The following is a 15461-nucleotide window of genomic DNA, read 5'->3' as shown; positions in this document are numbered from 1 at the left end:
CCCTGACCGGATGGACCACCGCAGCGATGTCCGCGACTTCCTCACCAGCCGTCGTGCGCGCCTCACCCCCGAACAGGCCGGGATCGTCTCCGGCGGGCGCCGACGCGTCCCGGGACTGCGCCGCGAGGAGGTCGCCTTCCTCGCCGGGGTGAGCGTGGACTACTACATCCGCATGGAGCGCGGGGACCTCGCGGGGGTCTCCCCCGAGATCCTCGACGCCCTCGCCACCGCCCTGCACCTCACCGATGCCGAGACCGACCACCTCCATGCCCTCGCGCGCGCCGCAGGGCCGGGCCCCGTGCGCCGACGCACCCGACGGGCCGACCCCGCGATGCGCCCCTCGTTGCAGCGACTGCTGGATGCGATCACGGACGCCCCCGCATGGATCGCGACCCCGCGGAAGGACAAGGTGGCCCTCAACGCACTGGGCAGGGCGCTGCACGCCCCGATGCTCGAGGATCCAGAGGCGCGCGGGAACAGTGCCCGATTCGTGTTCCTCAGCGACGCCTCGCGCACCTTCTACCCGGCCTGGGAGCGCTCGGCGGACAGCATCGTCGCCTCGCTGCGGATCACTGCGGGCCAGAATCCGCGCGACACGCACCTCTCGGACCTCATCGGTGAGCTCGCCACCCGCAGCGAGGACTTCCGCCAGCGCTGGGCCGCGCACGACGTCCGATACCACCGCTCGGGCGTGAAGCAGATCCTCCACCCCGAGGTCGGCGAGCTCGAGCTCACCTTCGAGGGCCTCGACCTGCCCGGAACGCCCGGGTGGATGCTGTTCGTCTACACGGCGGAGCCCGGCTCCCCGAGCGAGGAGCGGCTGCGGCTGCTCGCCTCCCTCGCCGCCTCGCACGACGACGATGCGCGCCACGAGACGGCCGAGGCACGCGAGCGGTGACGACGGGCAAGCCGATGAGGACCCTGCTGGTGGGCTGCGGGCGCGTCGGCGTGCGCGTCGGGGAGCTGCTGCACGCCGGTGGCGGGGAGGTGCACGCCCTCCGCCGCGACCCGAGCGCGCTGCCGCCCGCGTTCGCGCAGATCGCGGCGGACCTCAGCGCTCCCCTGCCCTTCCCGCTGCCCGCGGTGGACGCCATGGTCATCACGCTGGCCCCGTCGGTCGCTCCGAGCTATCGCGAGCCGCTGCAGAATCTCGCCGCCGCGCTCCCCGGGATCCCGCAACGCACCGTGTTCACCTCCTCGACGCGCGTCCTCGAGGGCTACGACGCCTCGCGCCCGCTCACCGAGGCCGATCCCGCCCTCCCCCGGTCCGAGCGTGCCCGCATCCTGGTGGAGGGCGAGCAGCTGGCGCGGGAGCTGTTCGGCGCGGTCATCCTGCGCCCGGCGGGGATCTACGGCCCCGGCCGCGACCGCCTGATCAGAACGGTCCTCGAGGGGCGCCCCGTCGAGCACGAGCGACGCACCAACCGGATCCACGAGGTCGACCTGGCCCGGGCGATCCTCGCGCTGCTCGAGGCCCGACAGCCGCCCGCGCTGCTGCACGCCGTGGACACCACGCCGGCCCGTCTCGGCGAGGTCGTCGCGCACCTCGCCGAGCGTCTCGGCGAGCCGGTGCCGCCGCGCACGGTCCCGGATCCGGGGGCAGGCACGGTGCTCGACGGGGCGGCGCTGCGTGACCTCCTGGGCCCACTCGAGTTCCCGAGCTTCCGCTCGGGCTACGATGCGATGATCGACACTTGAGCCGCTCCGAGCCCGTGGCCATGCAGATCCGGGCGCTGCTCGGCTGGTGAACCGCTAACGAGCGCCCGATGCACTGAGTCGCCGCACGATCTCCTCGACCTGGCGCGGATCGGCCGTGGTCCGGGCGTCGACGGTGATCGCGTTCTCGTCGGTCGGAGCCTCGAATCCCGCGCGATGCGCCTCGAGGACGGCGTCCGTGACGTCGGGCCGGCTCCGGCTCTCCCGGTTGGCGCGGACACGCTCCTGCTGCAGATCGTGGCCGATCTGCACCCAGACCAGCGCGAACGGGGCGCCGACGCGATCCGCGGTGGCGCGCCACTCGTCGCGGAGGAAGCGCGGCGACCCGGTGTCATCGACGACGACGTGGCGCCCCTCCTCGAGGAGAGCCCCTGCACGTTCGTGGGCGATGCGGTTAGTGGTGGCCCATTCCTCGACCGGAATCCCCTGGCCGCCGTCCAGGCCACGTTCCTCGTTGATCGCGTCGAGGCTGATCACGGTCGCGGGCAGCGCCTGGGCCAGCCGACCCGCCAGCGTGCTCTTGCCGGAGAAGGAGAGCCCGCACATCAGCGTCAAGGTCATGCCGGAACCCTACGGGGGCTCGAAGCGCTCCGGCGCGGGGCACGTCCTCGAAGGTCCGCGGGCGGAGGATCACTGAGCCGTCGCGAGATCAGATGGGGTCCGCATCAGGGATGGAGATCGACCGCCGTCCGGGTGCCGGCCCGTGCGGATCCCAGCCGGCTCTCGCGTCACTTGCTCACGCCGTGACGGGCGGTGCCTCGGACGTCAGGCTCCGGCAGCTCTCGTCGAGGACAGCGCCAGCTTCTCGACGAGCTCCTCGGGGATCGGCTTCTTCGCGGTGAACGTGACACCGGTCTTCGTTGCCTTCAGCCCGGCGGCCGCGATCTCCTCCGCGTGCTCCGCGATGGCTGCGGGCTGGAGGTACAGACCGCACTGCTTCGTGAACGCTGCGTACCCTGCGACGATCGTGCCCTCGATCCGGAATCCGGGCATGTCGTAGGCGACGACCTCGTCCGCGTCCGGCAGTGCACCGGCGAGCGTGGAGCGCAGCTGCTGCAGGAGGGGCCGGAACGCCTCGGGGGCCTGCGCGATGTAGGCGTCGTGGTCGATCGTCGCCGTCATGGGTGCCTCGCTTCCGCTCGCTCCCACCGGTGTCCGGAGGAGCGATGTCAGCGTATGCCGGGCGCTCAGTCTGCGTCCACAACGCCGGCCGTTCCCAGATGGCCTCCGGCCGGCTGCGCCACATCTCGCATCCGGCACCTCTCGCATCCGGCACCGCGCGTCACACCTCGCGCTGCGAGTCGCACCTCGCACCGCGCGTCACAAAGCGGGGCGATAGGGGTGACCTATTCCCCCGCTTTGTCACTCTTGCGGCGCGGGGCACCGGGAATCGTGGGCGGGGCACCGGGAATGGCGGGCGGATCGCGGGTGGGCCTCGAGGAGGAGCCTGCGGGCCGCGTCCCTCGTGGCTCAGCCCGTCACGAGCGCCGCCACGAGCGGCAGCACAAGGGTCATGACCAGGGCGTTCAAGACCATGGCGGCGCTGGACCAGCCGCCGGCCACGGTGGATTCGGCGAGCACGCGGGAGGTGCCGATGCCGTGGGAGGTGAGGCCGACGGCGAAGCCGCGCGCCCGCTCGTCCCGCACCCGGGCAAGGGACAGCAGGGCAGGGCCGAAGGCGGCGCCCAGCACGCCGGAGATCATCGTGAGCACCACGGCGAGCGGCACGGAGGCCTGCAGCGCCTCGGCGATCGACAGCCCCACGGGCGAGGTCACCGAGCGCGGCAGGGCGGCGCGGAGCAGGTCGTCCCCGACACCGAGGAGCGTCAGGACGCCGACGGTGATCGCGATGCTGAACACTCCCCCGACGATGAGCGCCGCGGTCACGGCGGGTGCCGCGCCGACGAGGGCCCGTCCGTTGCGCAGCAAGGGAAGGGCGAGGGCGACGGTCGCGGGTCCGAGCAGCATGGTCAGCAGGCTCACCTGCTCGAGGTAGACCCCGTAGGGCAGCCCGGTGAGCAGCAGGACCGTCGCCACGATGGCGGTGGTGACCAGCACGGGCGAGAGCACCCCGGGCCGGCCCGTGCGGTGGTAGAGCCAGTGGGCGACGAGGTAGGCACTGAGTGTGAGGGCGAGGCCGAAGACCGGCAGGTGGATGAGTGTGCTCATGCCGGCGAGCCCCCGAGCTGGGGGACGGGACCCGGACCGGACTCGTCGCCCGATCCGTCGCCGGGCCCGTCGGCCGGTCCGCCAGAGGAACCGTCGGGGGATCCGTCGCCCAGTCCGTCGGCCGGTCCGTCGGCCGATCCGTCGGCCGATCCGTCGGCCGGTCCGTCGGCCGGTCCGTCGGCCGTGCCTCCCCGTCGGCGATCCTGGCGTCTCAACAGCGCCTGCAGCACCATCCCGGAGACGATCAGCGGCACCAGGAAGGAGCCGCCGACGGCGAGCGCGAGCGGCAGGGCGTTCTGGGCGAGGGACTCCAGCTCCAGCACGATCCCGACGCTGGGCGGCACGAACAGCAGCTGGAGGTGCGCGAGCAGCGGGGTGGCGGCGGGTTCGGCGGCGCGGGCCACGGCGCGGGTGGGCCGCAGCACGCCGAGCACCACGAGGAGCATGATCCCGAGCACCACACCGGGCACGGGCAGGCCGAGCAGCGCCGAGGCGGCCAGGCCCACCAGCTGAGCGAGCAGCAGCACCACGAGGCCGAGCAGCACAGGAGGCAGGAGGGCGGCGCGTGACATCCCGGCCAGCGTAGCCCGCTCCAGCCCCGAAGAACCGCGTTGACCACGGCCGACGGCGCCCCGCACACTGCCCCCATGCCGCTCTACCCCGCGCCCCGGCCGGCCGTGCCCCTGGCCTTCCCGCTGCTCGGCGAGCACGTGCTGCTGCGCCCCTTCGAGCAGTCCGACGCCCCCGCCGCTCACGGGGTGTACGGGGACGAGGAGGTCATGCGGTACGTGGGTGAGGGCGGAGCGGTCGGCCCGGAGGAGGCCGCGCGGATGATCGCCGAGTACGGCCGGCACCAGGAGGAGCACGGCTTCGCCTTCTGGGCGGTGGTGGAGCGGGAGAGCGGGATCCTGATCGGGGACGCGGGACTGGAGGTCACGGAGCACGGCGTGGAGCTCGGGTACACCCTGGCCCGGCCGTGGTGGGGCCGAGGACTGGCGACCGAGGCCGCGCGACTGTGCCTCGCGGCCGCCGCCGGGCCGCTCGCCCGGCCGCGCCTGGTCGCCCTGGCGGATGTCGAGAACCCCTCCTCCGCTCGGGTGCTGGAGAAGATCGGCTTCCGCAGGAAGGGCCGCAGGACAGCCTTCGGTCGTGCACATCACTGCTTCGAGTGGGTCGCTCCGGGGCCTCGCTGACCCTGCCGCGCACGCCGAGCACAGCCAGGACCTGGGGCGATGCCGCCCGGGGCACGCCACCCGAGGGCTTGTGGTCTGCCCGACAAGAGCGGAGGATCACGCCCGACTTGCCGCGACCGGGCTCCATCTACCAGCGTGGATACCCCCTCGACGGCTGCGGGACGCATCCCCGCCGCCGTCGGGACCGTCGTCCGCTGTCCCCGTTCGAGGCGCCCCTGCACCCCTCTCATGCGCCCCTCGGAGGTCACCGGGATGACCAGTCCCCTCACCGCCCCCCTCAGCCGTCGCAGCGCGCTGCGCGGCCTCGGCATCGTCGGCCTCACGGCCGTGGCCGGCCTGTTCGCCTCCTCGCAGGCGCACGCCGCGAGCGATCTGGTGGTCGTCGACCAGATCGGCACCGGGCGCTGGGATGAGGAGAACTGCGGCCCGACCTCGACCGTCATCGCGATGGTCGCCGCGGGCCGGACGGTCGAGCACTACGTCTCCGGGACCGAGGGCGCCGCGGTGGGCGGCAACGCCCGCGCCGTGCAGGAGATGCGCGCCCGCTGCGGCCTCTCGCCGTGGAACGACCCCTCGGTCAAGACCGTCGACTATGTGGGCGCCTACCTCTCGGACCTCGAGAAGGGGATCCGCGACACGGGCGCGCGGGCCACGCGCGCCCTGTTCAAGGAGGGGATGGAGGCGGCCGCCCACGGCGCGGTCGTGATCCTGCACGTCCATCACGGCCGGCTGCTCGGCGAGGAGAATGCGGACTACGGCCACTTCGTGGTCGCCCAGGGCGAGGACTCCGAGGGGAACATCCTGGTCTCCGATCCGGGACGGGCCCAGAGCATCGGCATCACCGCCTACACCCGCGAGCAGCTGCTGCGCGGCCAGCAGGGCGACGCCACGATCGTCAGCTGACCCGGCCGACCACCCCGGCTGTCACGCTCACGGTTCGACGAGCCCCGTGCGGTAGGCGATGACGGTGGCCTGGGTGCGGTCCCGGGCGCCGAGCTTGCGCAGCACGGACGCCACATGGGTGCGCACGGTCTCGGTGCCGAGCACGAGCTGCGCGGCGATCTCGGCGTTGCTCGCCCCGCCGGCCACCGCCTCGAGCACCTCCTGCTCCCGCGAGGTGAGGGCCGGGCCGGTGTGCTCCGCGGTCCGGGCGCGGGGCCGCAGCAGGTCGCGCACGGCCGCCGGGAACAGCAGGCTGTCACCATGCGCGAGGGTGCGCACCGCCTGCACCATCTCGTGCGCCCCTGCGCGCTTCAGCAGGAAGCCCGAAGCGCCGACGAGCAATGCGTCCAGCACATACCCGTCGTGCTCGAAAGTCGTCACGACCAGCACCTTCGGTGGGTCGGACAGGCGCAGCACGAGCTCGGTGGCGCGGAGGCCGTCGACCTCCGGCATGCGCACGTCCATGCACACCACGTCCGGGGAGTGCTGTCGGACCAGGCTGAGCGCGGAGGCCCCGTCGCCCGCTTCTCCGACCACCTTCAGGTCGTCCTCCGCCTCGAGGATCATGCGCATCCCCTGGCGCACGAGCGGTTCATCGTCGACGAGCAGGACCCGCACGGGCGGCCGGAGTGCAGCGGCGCCGGGGAGCGGGCCGGCCGAGCGCGGAATCTGCGCTGAGCTCCCTTCGGGGGTTCCCGCTGAGCTCCCGGCGGAGGTCCCGCCCGGGGTCTCGGCAGGAGTCTCCGCCGGGGTCTCGGTCCGGCGTTCGGCGGGAGTCTCGTGGGCGGTCATGGTCGGGGCCTCTCCAGGAGGATCGGGACGATGGCGCGGGCGCGCCAGGTGTTCTCGTGCGGGCCGGCCTCCATCGTCCCACCCGACAGGGCGAGGCGCTCGCGCAGGCCCGACAGCCCGCGGCCACCGGTCCGGCGCGACGACGACTGCGGGGGCACCGCACCGTCAGAGGGCCCAGCACCGTCAGAGGGCCCAGCACCTGCGGAGCGCCCCGCACCGGCCACGCTCGCAGGGCCGGCGGAGTGCGCCGGGCGGGCTGCGTCGGCCGGTGCCGCCAGCGGGTTCTCCGCCTCCACCACCACTGCGCGCTCCCCCGCCTCGTCCTGTCCGGTCCGGATCCGCAGCGTCACCGGGCCCTCCCCGCCGTGGCGGTGGGCATTGGTCAGCAGCTCGGTGACGACCCGTGCCAGGTGCTCGCCCTGGACGGCGGGCAGCTCGGGCAGCGCCTCGCAGTCGGCGTGCAGGGCCATCCCGGCTCGTCGGTGGTCCTCGAGCACCGTCTCGAGCGGTGGGAGCACGGCCGGCACCGCGGGCCCGTCGGCCCGATCGCGGCCGCTCCCCTCCTGCTCGCTGCCGGCCTCCGCGGCCCCCGCCTCCCGGAGCGGTTCGTCGCGCAGCGTCGCGAGCACGCCGTCGAGCTCGATCAGGGCGTCCCGCGCCGTGGCCTCGATCCGGGCCAGGGCGTCACGGGCCGCCTCCGGGTCGCGGTCCAGCACGCGTCCACCGGCCGCGGCCTGGATGCTCACGATGGTCAGCGAGTGGCCGATGCCGTCGTGCAGATCCCTCGCGATCCGCAGGTGCTCGGCCTCGCGCTCGGCCCGGTCCAGCGCCACGGCGAGACGATCGCGGGCCGTCGGCCCCAGGAGCCGCGGGGCGAGCGAGGCGGCGAGTGCCCCGAGCGGCCAGGCGGCCAGGACCGCCACGAGGATCGCCCCCAGGGCCAGTGCCCCGAGCATGCCGCGACCTGCCGCCCCGGCCGGGACCGGGACCACCTCCAGCCCGCTGTGCAGTCCCGCTGCGCCGGCCACTGTGACCGCCGCGGCAGGCAGCAGCATGGTCAGGCACCCCGCCGCGACCATTCCCAGCAGCAGGTGCAGCTGCACCCACAGCACGTCCTGCACCCGGTGCACGAGGCCCGGCCGCTGCGGCACGACCAGCTCGGACCGCACGCCGATCATCGACCGGGCGGCGGTGACCTCGAGCTCCCGTACGCCGGGCACGAGCCCCAGCAGCCCGCCCAGCAGCACGGCGCACAGCACCCCGAGCAGCAGCTGCGGGATGCTCACCAGCGCCTCCCGGGCGAACGGGATCACGAGCGCGAGGACGAGCACGACGGTCGTCCCGATCGCCGCGCCCGTCATCAGCCACGCGAAGCGGCTGCCCTGTCCTCGGAGGGTCACCCGGCCATCCTCGCGGAGATCGGGCCCTCGGCGCGAGTGTCGATGGTCGAGCGCCGGTGGCCGACGTACCCGCTCACGGCGAGCGCGAGCATCGGGCCCCAGAACCAGCACGGGAAGATCAGGGCGAACTCGAGCATCGAGGCCAGGCCGAGGGTCGAGGCCCCCAGCACCATCGGTGCCGCCGCGAAGCACAGCAGCGCCGCGATCGTGAAGCCCGGAACCGCTGCCGCGGCCACCGGGACGGGCCGCCCGCCCACCAGCGGGAACCAGCGCGGGAACACCTCACCCCAGGGACGGATCAGGCCGATCGTGAGCAGCACGCCCAGCCAGGCGCCCAGCGACAGGGCGAGCCCCCAGGCACGGGTGCTGGGATCCGCCGCCGCCAGGTCCCCGCCGAGCAGCGGCCACGGGGTGAGCCAGGTGAGGCGCGCGAGCGCGTACGGCAGCGGCCCGCAGGCCGCGAGCAGGGTGAGCAGCCTGCGCCGACGCACGGTCCATGCCCCGAGCCGCGCGAGGTGGCCGGTGCCGCGCAGCGCGGACCCGCCGATCGCGGCCCAGACGGCACCGGCGGCGATGAAGTGCGCTGTGGTGAGGATGGCGCCGCCCTGGCTCAGCATCGCCGGCAGCATCATCGTGGCCAGGTGCAGGATGAGCTCCGCGCCGGCGACCGCCGCGAGCGCGAGCAGCACCAGCAGCGGCACGCCCACCATCCATCGTCCCCGTCCCCCGTGGATCACCAGCAGCACCCCGATGGTGAGCAGCAGCAGCGGCATCGCCAGCGCGATCAGGTAGCCGGTCGCCGCGAGCGTCAGGAAGCTCGCGAAGCCCAGACCGAACAGTGCCACCTGGAGCGCTCCCACCACGACCAGAAGGGGAACGGCGGGACGGGAGCGACTCAGCAGGCGGCCCGCGGGGCGGGACAGCCCCACCAGCCCGACGACCGCGCCGAGCAGGGCCAGGACGAGCTGGGCGGTATGGAGCGGTCCCGCGCCGACCAGGACGAGCAGCGGCGGCGGCACCGCCTCGGCGCCGAGGACCGCGCTCTCCGGGACGATCAGCCAGCGCAGACCGAGCGCGGCGGAGATCAGGCTGCTCAGCGTTCCCAGCAGCAGGAGGCGGCGGAGGGTGCGGGAGGGGGAAGATGCCCGGGGCGGTGCGGACGAGCGGGGCTGTGCCGGCGAGGGCGGGAGCGAGGGCGAGGGCGAGGGCGAGCGATACGGGGCGTCGGAGCGAGGGGCGGGTCGTGTGTCCATGCCTCGAGCCTCCGCCCGTCGGCCGCGCCGCACCTCCCCCGCACGGGTGAACAGCCTCCCCCGGTGACGACGCCTCCCCGCCCGTGCCGGCGGCTCAGCCCATGAAGATCCCGTTGCCCGGGCCCAGCGGCAGGTCGAGCACGAAGAAGACCGCGAGGATGAGGGTCCAGATCACCCAGAACGGGATGACGAAGGGCAGCATCCGCGCCATCAGGGTGCCGAACCCGGCGCTCGGCTCGTACTTCCGCACCATGCCCAGCAGCACGATCATGTACGGGTTCATCGGGGTGATCACCTGGGTGGCGGAGTCTCCCACGCGGAACGCGGCCTGGGTGAAGGCGGGCTCGTAGCCGATCAGCGCGAACATCGGCACGAACACGGCGCCCATGATCGCCCACATGCCGGAGCCGGAGATGATGAACAGGTTCAGCACGCTGGCCAGCAGGATGAAGCCGAGGATGGCGGCGAAGCCGTCGAGCCCGGAGGCCTCGAGGCCCGCGGCGCCCGTCACCGCGATCCAGGTGCCGATCCCGGACCAGTTGAACAGGGCGATGAAGTTGCCCAGGATGAAGGCGAGCACCACGAAGGGCAGCATCTCCTTGATCGCGTCGGACATCATCCGCACCGCGTCGCGGCTGCTGCGCAGGCTGCCCACCACCACGCCGTAGGCGATGCCGACGACGGTGAAGTACGCGACCACGATGAACACGATCGAGCTCAGCAGCGGTGACGTGGGCAGGAAGCCGCCCTCCTCGTTCCGCCATGGGGAGTCCGGGAGCAGGAACGAGACCAGGAAGGCCGCGGTGAGCCCGACGGCGCTGAGCACGGCGATCAGCAGGCCCTTGTTCTCGGCCGGAGTGAGCTTCGCGCGCATGTGCTCGGCGTCGGTGGTGTCTGCGGCGCCGGCGGCGTCGGGCTCCTCCCCGTCGGCCGAGATCTCGTCGCGGCTGATGCCCATCCGCACGATGCGCGGCTCGACCAGCTTGTCGATCACCAGGCCCGCCACGACGCCCAGGATGATCGAGGCGACGATGTTGAAGAACCAGTTCGAGACCGGGTTGACCGGGGTGAAGTCGTAGCCCGGCAACGCCCCCATCACGGAGGTGGTGATGCCGGCGAACAGCGCGTCCAGCGAGGTGGGGACGATGTTGGTGGAGTACCCGGCGCCGGCTGCGGCGAAGCCTCCCAGCAGGCCCGCCATGGGGTGGCGTCCGGCGGCCTTGAACACGAGCGCGGCCAGCGGCGGCACCACCACGAAGGCGGAGTCGGCCATGATCGAGGAGATCACGCCCACGAAGCCCACCACGTACGGCAGGGCCCATGCCGGGGAGGTGCCGAACAGCTTGCGGATCGCGGCGCCGAGCAGCCCGGAGTGCTGGGCGATGCCGATCGCGAGCAGGATCGGCAGCACCGTGGCCAGCGGCGGGAAGCCCACGTAGTTCGCGCCGAGGTTGGTGGTCAGCCAGGTCATGCCCTCGCCGGTGAACAGGCCCTTGATGACGGTGGGCTCATCGGTGCCGGGCACGGTGACGGTGATGTCCGCCGCGGCCATGGCGGTGGAGACCACGCCCGTGATCGCGAACAGGATCAGGAACAGCATGAACGGCTCGGGCAGCTTGTTGCCCGCCCATTCGACCTTGTTCAGGAGCCGGTCCGTGACGCCGGGCTTCCTCTGCAGTGCGCTGGTGTCGCTCATGGGGGCTTCCCTCGAGTCGTGGGGTCGGGACAGGGCGATCGGGACAGGGCGATCGGGTCAGGGCGGTCGGCCGCGGCAGGCGGGCCGACCGACGCCGCACGCTCAGTCGAAGTAGCTCGGCACGTCGATCGCGCCGCCGGCGGCGGCGAACTCCTCGGTGACCGCGGCGGCGAGCGCGGGGTCGTGGAGGGAGTCGAGCACGGTCGCGGCCAGGCCGTAGGCCCCGTCGGCCGCGGCGGTGCGCGCGTCCTCGCCGACGGCGGCCGCCGCGAACTCGCGGGTGTGCAGCGCGACCTCCGGCGAGGAGATCCGGATGACCGGGTGGATGCCGGGGATCCGATAGCTGACATTGCCGAAGTCGGTGGAGGCGGCCAGCGACGGCGAGACCACGCCGTGGGGCAGCGGGTCCCGGCCGCGCCGGCGCTGCGAGAGGACCCAGCGCCCGGTGAGCGACTCATTGGTCCGCACCGGCAGGGACGGCGGATGCTCGTCCCAGTGGATGCTCACGCCGACGCCGGCCATCAGCGCGGCGCCGCGGGCCACGTCCTCGACGCGACGGGAGAGCTCCTTGAGGGTCTCGGGGCGCTGGGAGCGGACGTACAGGTCGAGCTTCGCGTGATCAGGGATGACGCTCGCCCGCTCGCCGCCCTCGCGGATCACGGCGTGGACGCGATCCGTGGGCGGGGTCTGCTGGCGCATCAGGCCGATCCCCTGGTACATCAGGCTCGCCGCATCCAGCGCATTGCGGCCCATGTACGGCTGGGCGGAGGCGTGGGCGGTGTGACCGTGGAACTCGACGGTGAGGGTGCGGCGGCCCAGCCAGGTCTGATCGGCCAGGTCGTAGCCATAGGGGTGGGCCATGACCGCGGCGTCCAGGCCCCCGAAGGCGCCCTCGCGGGCCATGTGCTCCTTGCCGGTGTGGCCCTCCTCGGCGGGGGTCCCCAGGAGCACCACCCGGCCTGGCACGGCCGACGGGTCCGCGGTCGCGAGCGCGGCCAGCGCCAGGAACGCGCCCAGCCCCATCACCGCGATGACGTTGTGGCCACAGCCGTGCCCCACTCCCGGCAGGGCGTCGTACTCGGAGAGTATCGCATACGTCGGCGCGTCCTCCCGGTCGGCGCCCGCGCCACGGATCTCGGCCCGGAGCGCGGTGTCCAGGCCGTGGACGCCCACCTGCGCCTCGACGCCGTGGGCGGCGAGCACGTCGGCGATCGCGCGGGCGGAGCGGTGCTCCTCGAAGGCGACCTCGGGATGCTCGGCGAGGTCGAGCATGAGGGCGACCATCTCCTCGGCGCCGGCCGCGACCTGCTGCTCGAGCTGCTCGTGCAGCGCCTCGGGGGCGCCCGCGAAGGAGGAACCCGGGTGGGAGGAGGTCCGCATCGACGTCTCCCGCTCCTCGTCGAGCTGGCGGAGGTAGGCGGTGGACACCTCGGTGTGCTGGGCGCCGTCGCGCGGCGTCGACTCGAAGGACATGCGGGTAACGGTAGGCCACGGCCCGACGACCCGCGGAGATCTCTCGGCGGACGGACGGGGACCGGTCGGGGAACGCTCGGTCAGGGTGTCCGGGACGCTCACATGTGACCTGCGCGAACCCGACACCGGCCCGGAACGGTGCGAGGCGTAGCCTCGAGGCCCCCACCGCGTTCCCCTGCAGAAGAAGAGCTCCCCATGTCCCAGCTCAGCGATCTGGTCGACCCGGCCGCCATCGTCCTCGACGCCCCCGCCCCCGAGTGGCGTTCGGCGATCCGACAGGCCGGGGACCTGCTGGTCTCCGTCGGCGCCACCACCGACGCCTACACCGAGGCGATGATCCGCACCGTCGAGGAGCACGGCCCGTACATCGTCATCGCCCCGGGCTTCGCCCTCGCGCACTCCCGTCCCGACGATTCCGTGCTGCGCACTGCGCTGTCCTTCGTGCGCCTGGCCGAACCCGTCCCCTTCGGCAACGCGGCCAACGACCCGGTCACGCTGGTCATGGCGCTGGCCGCCGCGGACTCCTCTGCGCATCAGGCGGCGCTCGCCTCCCTGGCCGGGGTGCTCGCAGATCCGGAGCGCCGGCGCGCCCTGGATGCCGCAGCCGATCCTGCCGCGGTGCTCGCAACACTCGGGGCCGAACGGCCGTCGACCGAGGGGGCGGACGCCGACGGAGCAGACGCCGGCGGAGCGGGCATCGCCGCTCCCGCCGCCGAGGACCCCGTTGCTGCGGGTCCTGATGCCGTGGACCCCGATGCCGTGGACCCCGATGCGGTCCCCTCCAAGAACCTCATCCTCACCGTGTGCGGGAACGGCCTGGGCACCAGCCTGTTCCTGAAGAACACCGCCGAGCAGGTGCTGGACCGCTGGGGCTGGTCGCCCTACCTGGACATCCAGGCCACCGACACCATCTCCGCCAAGGGCCGGGCCACGGACGCGGACGTCATCCTCACCTCCGGCGCGATCGCCGAGACCCTCGGCGACCTCGGCGTGCCGGTCGAGGTGATCGAGAACTTCACCTCCCAGGCGGAGATCGACGCCGTGCTGCGCCGCGTCTACGCCGTCTGACCCCTCCGCCCGACACCACCGCCCCTCCCCGGCGGCCCGCGCGCCGCCGCTCCCCACCCCACCGTCACGGAGCAAGACCATGAACGTGCTCGTCACGATCGCCGAGTTCCTCGTCAACGAGTTCCTCAGCGTCCCCGCCTATCTCATCGGCATCATCACCGCGATCGGCCTGATCGCCCTGCGCAAGTCCGTCGGCCAGGTGGCCGGCGGCGCCCTCAAGGCCGTGCTCGGCTTCCTGCTCATCGGCGCCGGAGCCACCCTGGTCACCGCATCCCTCGCCCCGCTCGGGATCATGATCCAGGGCGCGCTCGGCGCCCAGGGCGTCGTCCCCACCAACGAGGCGATCGCGGGCATCGCCCAGGAGCAGTTCGGCGCACAGGTCGCGTGGCTGATGATCCTCGGCTTCGTGGTCGCGATCCTGCTGGCGCGCTTCACCCCGCTGCGCTACGTCTTCCTCACCGGCCACCACCTGCTGTTCATGGCCACCCTGATCACCGTGGTGATGGCCTCGGCCGGGATGCCGACGGTCGTCGTGGTCGTCCTCGGCGCGGTGCTGCTCGGCGTCCTGATGGTGTCCCTGCCGGCCCTCGCCCAGCCCTGGACCCGCCGCATCACCGGGGACGACTCGATCGCGATCGGCCACTTCGGCACCGCTGGCTACATCGCCGCCGGCGCCGTCGGCCGCCTCGTGGACCCGCAGGGTCGCAGCCGCTCCACCGAGGACCTCAAGGTGCCCGAGTCCCTGCGCTTCCTGCGCGACTCCATGGTCGCCACCGCCCTGTCGATGGTGCTGATGTATCTCGTGGTCGCGGTCGTGTACCTGGTGCGCGCCGGGCAGGCCACCGCCTTCGACGCCTTCGAGGGCGGCGCGAGCGACGTCGGCAACTACCTCATGCAGTCCGTGACCCAGGGCCTGCAGTTCGGCATCGCCGTGGCCGTGATCCTCTTCGGCGTGCGCACGATCCTCGGCGAGCTGGTCCCCGCCTTCCAGGGCATCGCCGCCAAGGTGGTGCCCGGCGCGATCCCGGCGCTGGACGCCCCGATCGTCTTCCCCTACGCCCAGAACGCCGTGCTGATCGGCTTCCTCTCCAGCTTCGCGGGCGGCCTGATCGGCCTGCTCGTGCTCGGCGTGTGGCTCGGGCCGGTGCTCGGCCTCGCTCTGATCCTTCCGGGACTGGTGCCGCACTTCTTCACCGGCGGCGCGGCGGGCGTCTACGGCAATGCGACCGGCGGCCGGCGCGGCGCCGTCGCCGGCGGCTTCGTCAACGGTCTGCTGGTCACCTTCCTGCCCGCGCTGCTGCTGAAGGTGCTCGGCTCCTTCGGCTCCGCGAACACCACCTTCGGCGACACCGACTTCGGCTGGTTCGGTATCCTCATCGGGTACTCCGCCCGCACCGGCGTCCTGCCCGGCATCGTGCTGCTGGTCGTGGTGGCCGCGGTGCTCCTCGGCGGCGCGATCCTCATGCAGCGCCGTGTGGTCGACGCCGGCTGGGACCCGTCCCCGGCTCGCACGGCCGTCGGCGCCTCCGCGACGCCGAGCGGCGACCCCGCAGCCGCACCGCAGCGCACCGCCCCGGGCGCCGGGAGCTACCCGAGGGTCGCTCCCCCGGTCGGCGCGCCGACGCCCCCGCCCCCGCCGGCCGACTGACGCGCCCGGGGCGCACCGGTCCGGCCGACAGCCCGTAGGCCGGACCGGTACGATTCACCAAGTGCTCCGCGGCGATCCCGCGCCGGCACCCCCGTACGGACCGCGCACCCC

Annotated in this window: 15 protein-coding genes; 6 read left to right on the top strand and 9 right to left on the bottom strand. The window is 73.2% G+C overall.

Annotation, left to right across the window (positions count from 1 at the left end):
- Positions 1 to 10 precede the first annotated feature (10 nt).
- On the top strand, positions 11 to 898 hold the full coding sequence (locus VF289_RS05770; RefSeq protein ID WP_330882010.1) for a helix-turn-helix transcriptional regulator: 888 nt from the start codon (positions 11 to 13) through the stop codon (positions 896 to 898).
- Positions 895 to 1698, top strand: coding sequence for an SDR family NAD(P)-dependent oxidoreductase (locus VF289_RS05765; protein WP_330882008.1), 804 nt, complete (start codon positions 895 to 897; stop codon positions 1696 to 1698). The genes VF289_RS05770 and VF289_RS05765 overlap by 4 nt, the downstream gene beginning before the upstream one ends.
- 54 nt (positions 1699 to 1752) lie before the next feature.
- On the opposite strand, the gene VF289_RS05760 is transcribed toward VF289_RS05765, so the two are convergent.
- The 4 genes from VF289_RS05760 to VF289_RS05745 all read right to left on the bottom strand — a co-directional run bounded on the left by VF289_RS05760 (position 1753) and on the right by VF289_RS05745 (position 4457).
- Positions 1753 to 2277, bottom strand: coding sequence for an ATP-binding protein (locus VF289_RS05760; RefSeq protein ID WP_330882006.1), 525 nt, complete (start codon positions 2275 to 2277; stop codon positions 1753 to 1755).
- A gap of 204 nt (positions 2278 to 2481) precedes the next feature.
- Positions 2482 to 2838: a DUF1801 domain-containing protein gene (locus VF289_RS05755; protein WP_330882004.1), complete on the bottom strand. Its 357-nt coding sequence runs from the start codon at positions 2836 to 2838 to the stop codon at positions 2482 to 2484.
- Between the two features lie 348 nt (positions 2839 to 3186).
- The gene (locus VF289_RS05750) at positions 3187 to 3885 is read right to left on the bottom strand and encodes an LrgB family protein (RefSeq protein ID WP_330882002.1); all 699 of its coding nucleotides are present in this window, start codon (positions 3883 to 3885) and stop codon (positions 3187 to 3189) included.
- Positions 3882 to 4457, bottom strand: coding sequence for a CidA/LrgA family protein (locus VF289_RS05745; protein WP_330882000.1), 576 nt, complete (start codon positions 4455 to 4457; stop codon positions 3882 to 3884). The genes VF289_RS05750 and VF289_RS05745 overlap by 4 nt, the downstream gene beginning before the upstream one ends.
- A 75-nt stretch (positions 4458 to 4532) precedes the next feature.
- Between VF289_RS05745 and VF289_RS05740 the strand changes: the two genes are divergently transcribed.
- A complete protein-coding gene (locus tag VF289_RS05740) occupies positions 4533 to 5078 on the top strand; it encodes a GNAT family N-acetyltransferase (RefSeq protein ID WP_330881998.1) in 546 nt (181 codons plus the stop codon).
- A gap of 252 nt (positions 5079 to 5330) precedes the next feature.
- Positions 5331 to 5981: a twin-arginine translocation signal domain-containing protein gene (locus VF289_RS05735; RefSeq protein WP_330881996.1), complete on the top strand. Its 651-nt coding sequence runs from the start codon at positions 5331 to 5333 to the stop codon at positions 5979 to 5981.
- A 27-nt stretch (positions 5982 to 6008) separates the two neighbouring features.
- On the opposite strand, the gene VF289_RS05730 is transcribed toward VF289_RS05735, so the two are convergent.
- The 5 genes from VF289_RS05730 to VF289_RS05710 all read right to left on the bottom strand — a co-directional run bounded on the left by VF289_RS05730 (position 6009) and on the right by VF289_RS05710 (position 12634).
- Positions 6009 to 6812, bottom strand: a complete 804-nt coding sequence (locus VF289_RS05730) for a response regulator transcription factor (protein ID WP_330881994.1) — start codon at positions 6810 to 6812, stop codon at positions 6009 to 6011.
- Positions 6809 to 8212 (bottom strand): sensor histidine kinase, encoded by a 1404-nt coding sequence (locus VF289_RS05725; protein WP_330881992.1) that lies wholly within the window; start codon positions 8210 to 8212, stop codon positions 6809 to 6811. The genes VF289_RS05730 and VF289_RS05725 overlap by 4 nt, the downstream gene beginning before the upstream one ends.
- The gene (locus VF289_RS05720; protein WP_330881990.1) at positions 8209 to 9465 is read right to left on the bottom strand and encodes a hypothetical protein; all 1257 of its coding nucleotides are present in this window, start codon (positions 9463 to 9465) and stop codon (positions 8209 to 8211) included. Before VF289_RS05720 ends, VF289_RS05725 begins: the two co-directional genes overlap by 4 nt.
- A 94-nt stretch (positions 9466 to 9559) precedes the next feature.
- Positions 9560 to 11161, bottom strand: a complete 1602-nt coding sequence (locus VF289_RS05715; protein ID WP_330881988.1) for an AbgT family transporter — start codon at positions 11159 to 11161, stop codon at positions 9560 to 9562.
- Positions 11162 to 11263: 102 nt separating this feature from the next.
- Entirely contained in the window at positions 11264 to 12634 is a 1371-nt protein-coding gene (locus VF289_RS05710) for a M20 family metallopeptidase (RefSeq protein ID WP_330881986.1), read from the bottom strand.
- A 195-nt stretch (positions 12635 to 12829) separates the two neighbouring features.
- Here VF289_RS05710 and VF289_RS05705 point away from each other — a divergent pair, with 195 nt between their 5' ends.
- Together VF289_RS05705 and VF289_RS05700 are read left to right on the top strand one after the other, a co-directional pair.
- Positions 12830 to 13702 (top strand): PTS sugar transporter subunit IIA, encoded by an 873-nt coding sequence (locus VF289_RS05705; protein ID WP_330881984.1) that lies wholly within the window; start codon positions 12830 to 12832, stop codon positions 13700 to 13702.
- A gap of 79 nt (positions 13703 to 13781) precedes the next feature.
- Positions 13782 to 15350: a PTS ascorbate transporter subunit IIC gene (locus VF289_RS05700; protein WP_330881982.1), complete on the top strand. Its 1569-nt coding sequence runs from the start codon at positions 13782 to 13784 to the stop codon at positions 15348 to 15350.
- Positions 15351 to 15461: the final 111 nt, after the last annotated feature.

The organism is Brachybacterium sp. (assembly GCF_036379615.1).
Taxonomy (GTDB): domain Bacteria; phylum Actinomycetota; class Actinomycetes; order Actinomycetales; family Dermabacteraceae; genus Brachybacterium.
Note: the sequence above shows the minus strand (reverse complement) of the source record. Positions and strands in the feature narration are given on the sequence as shown.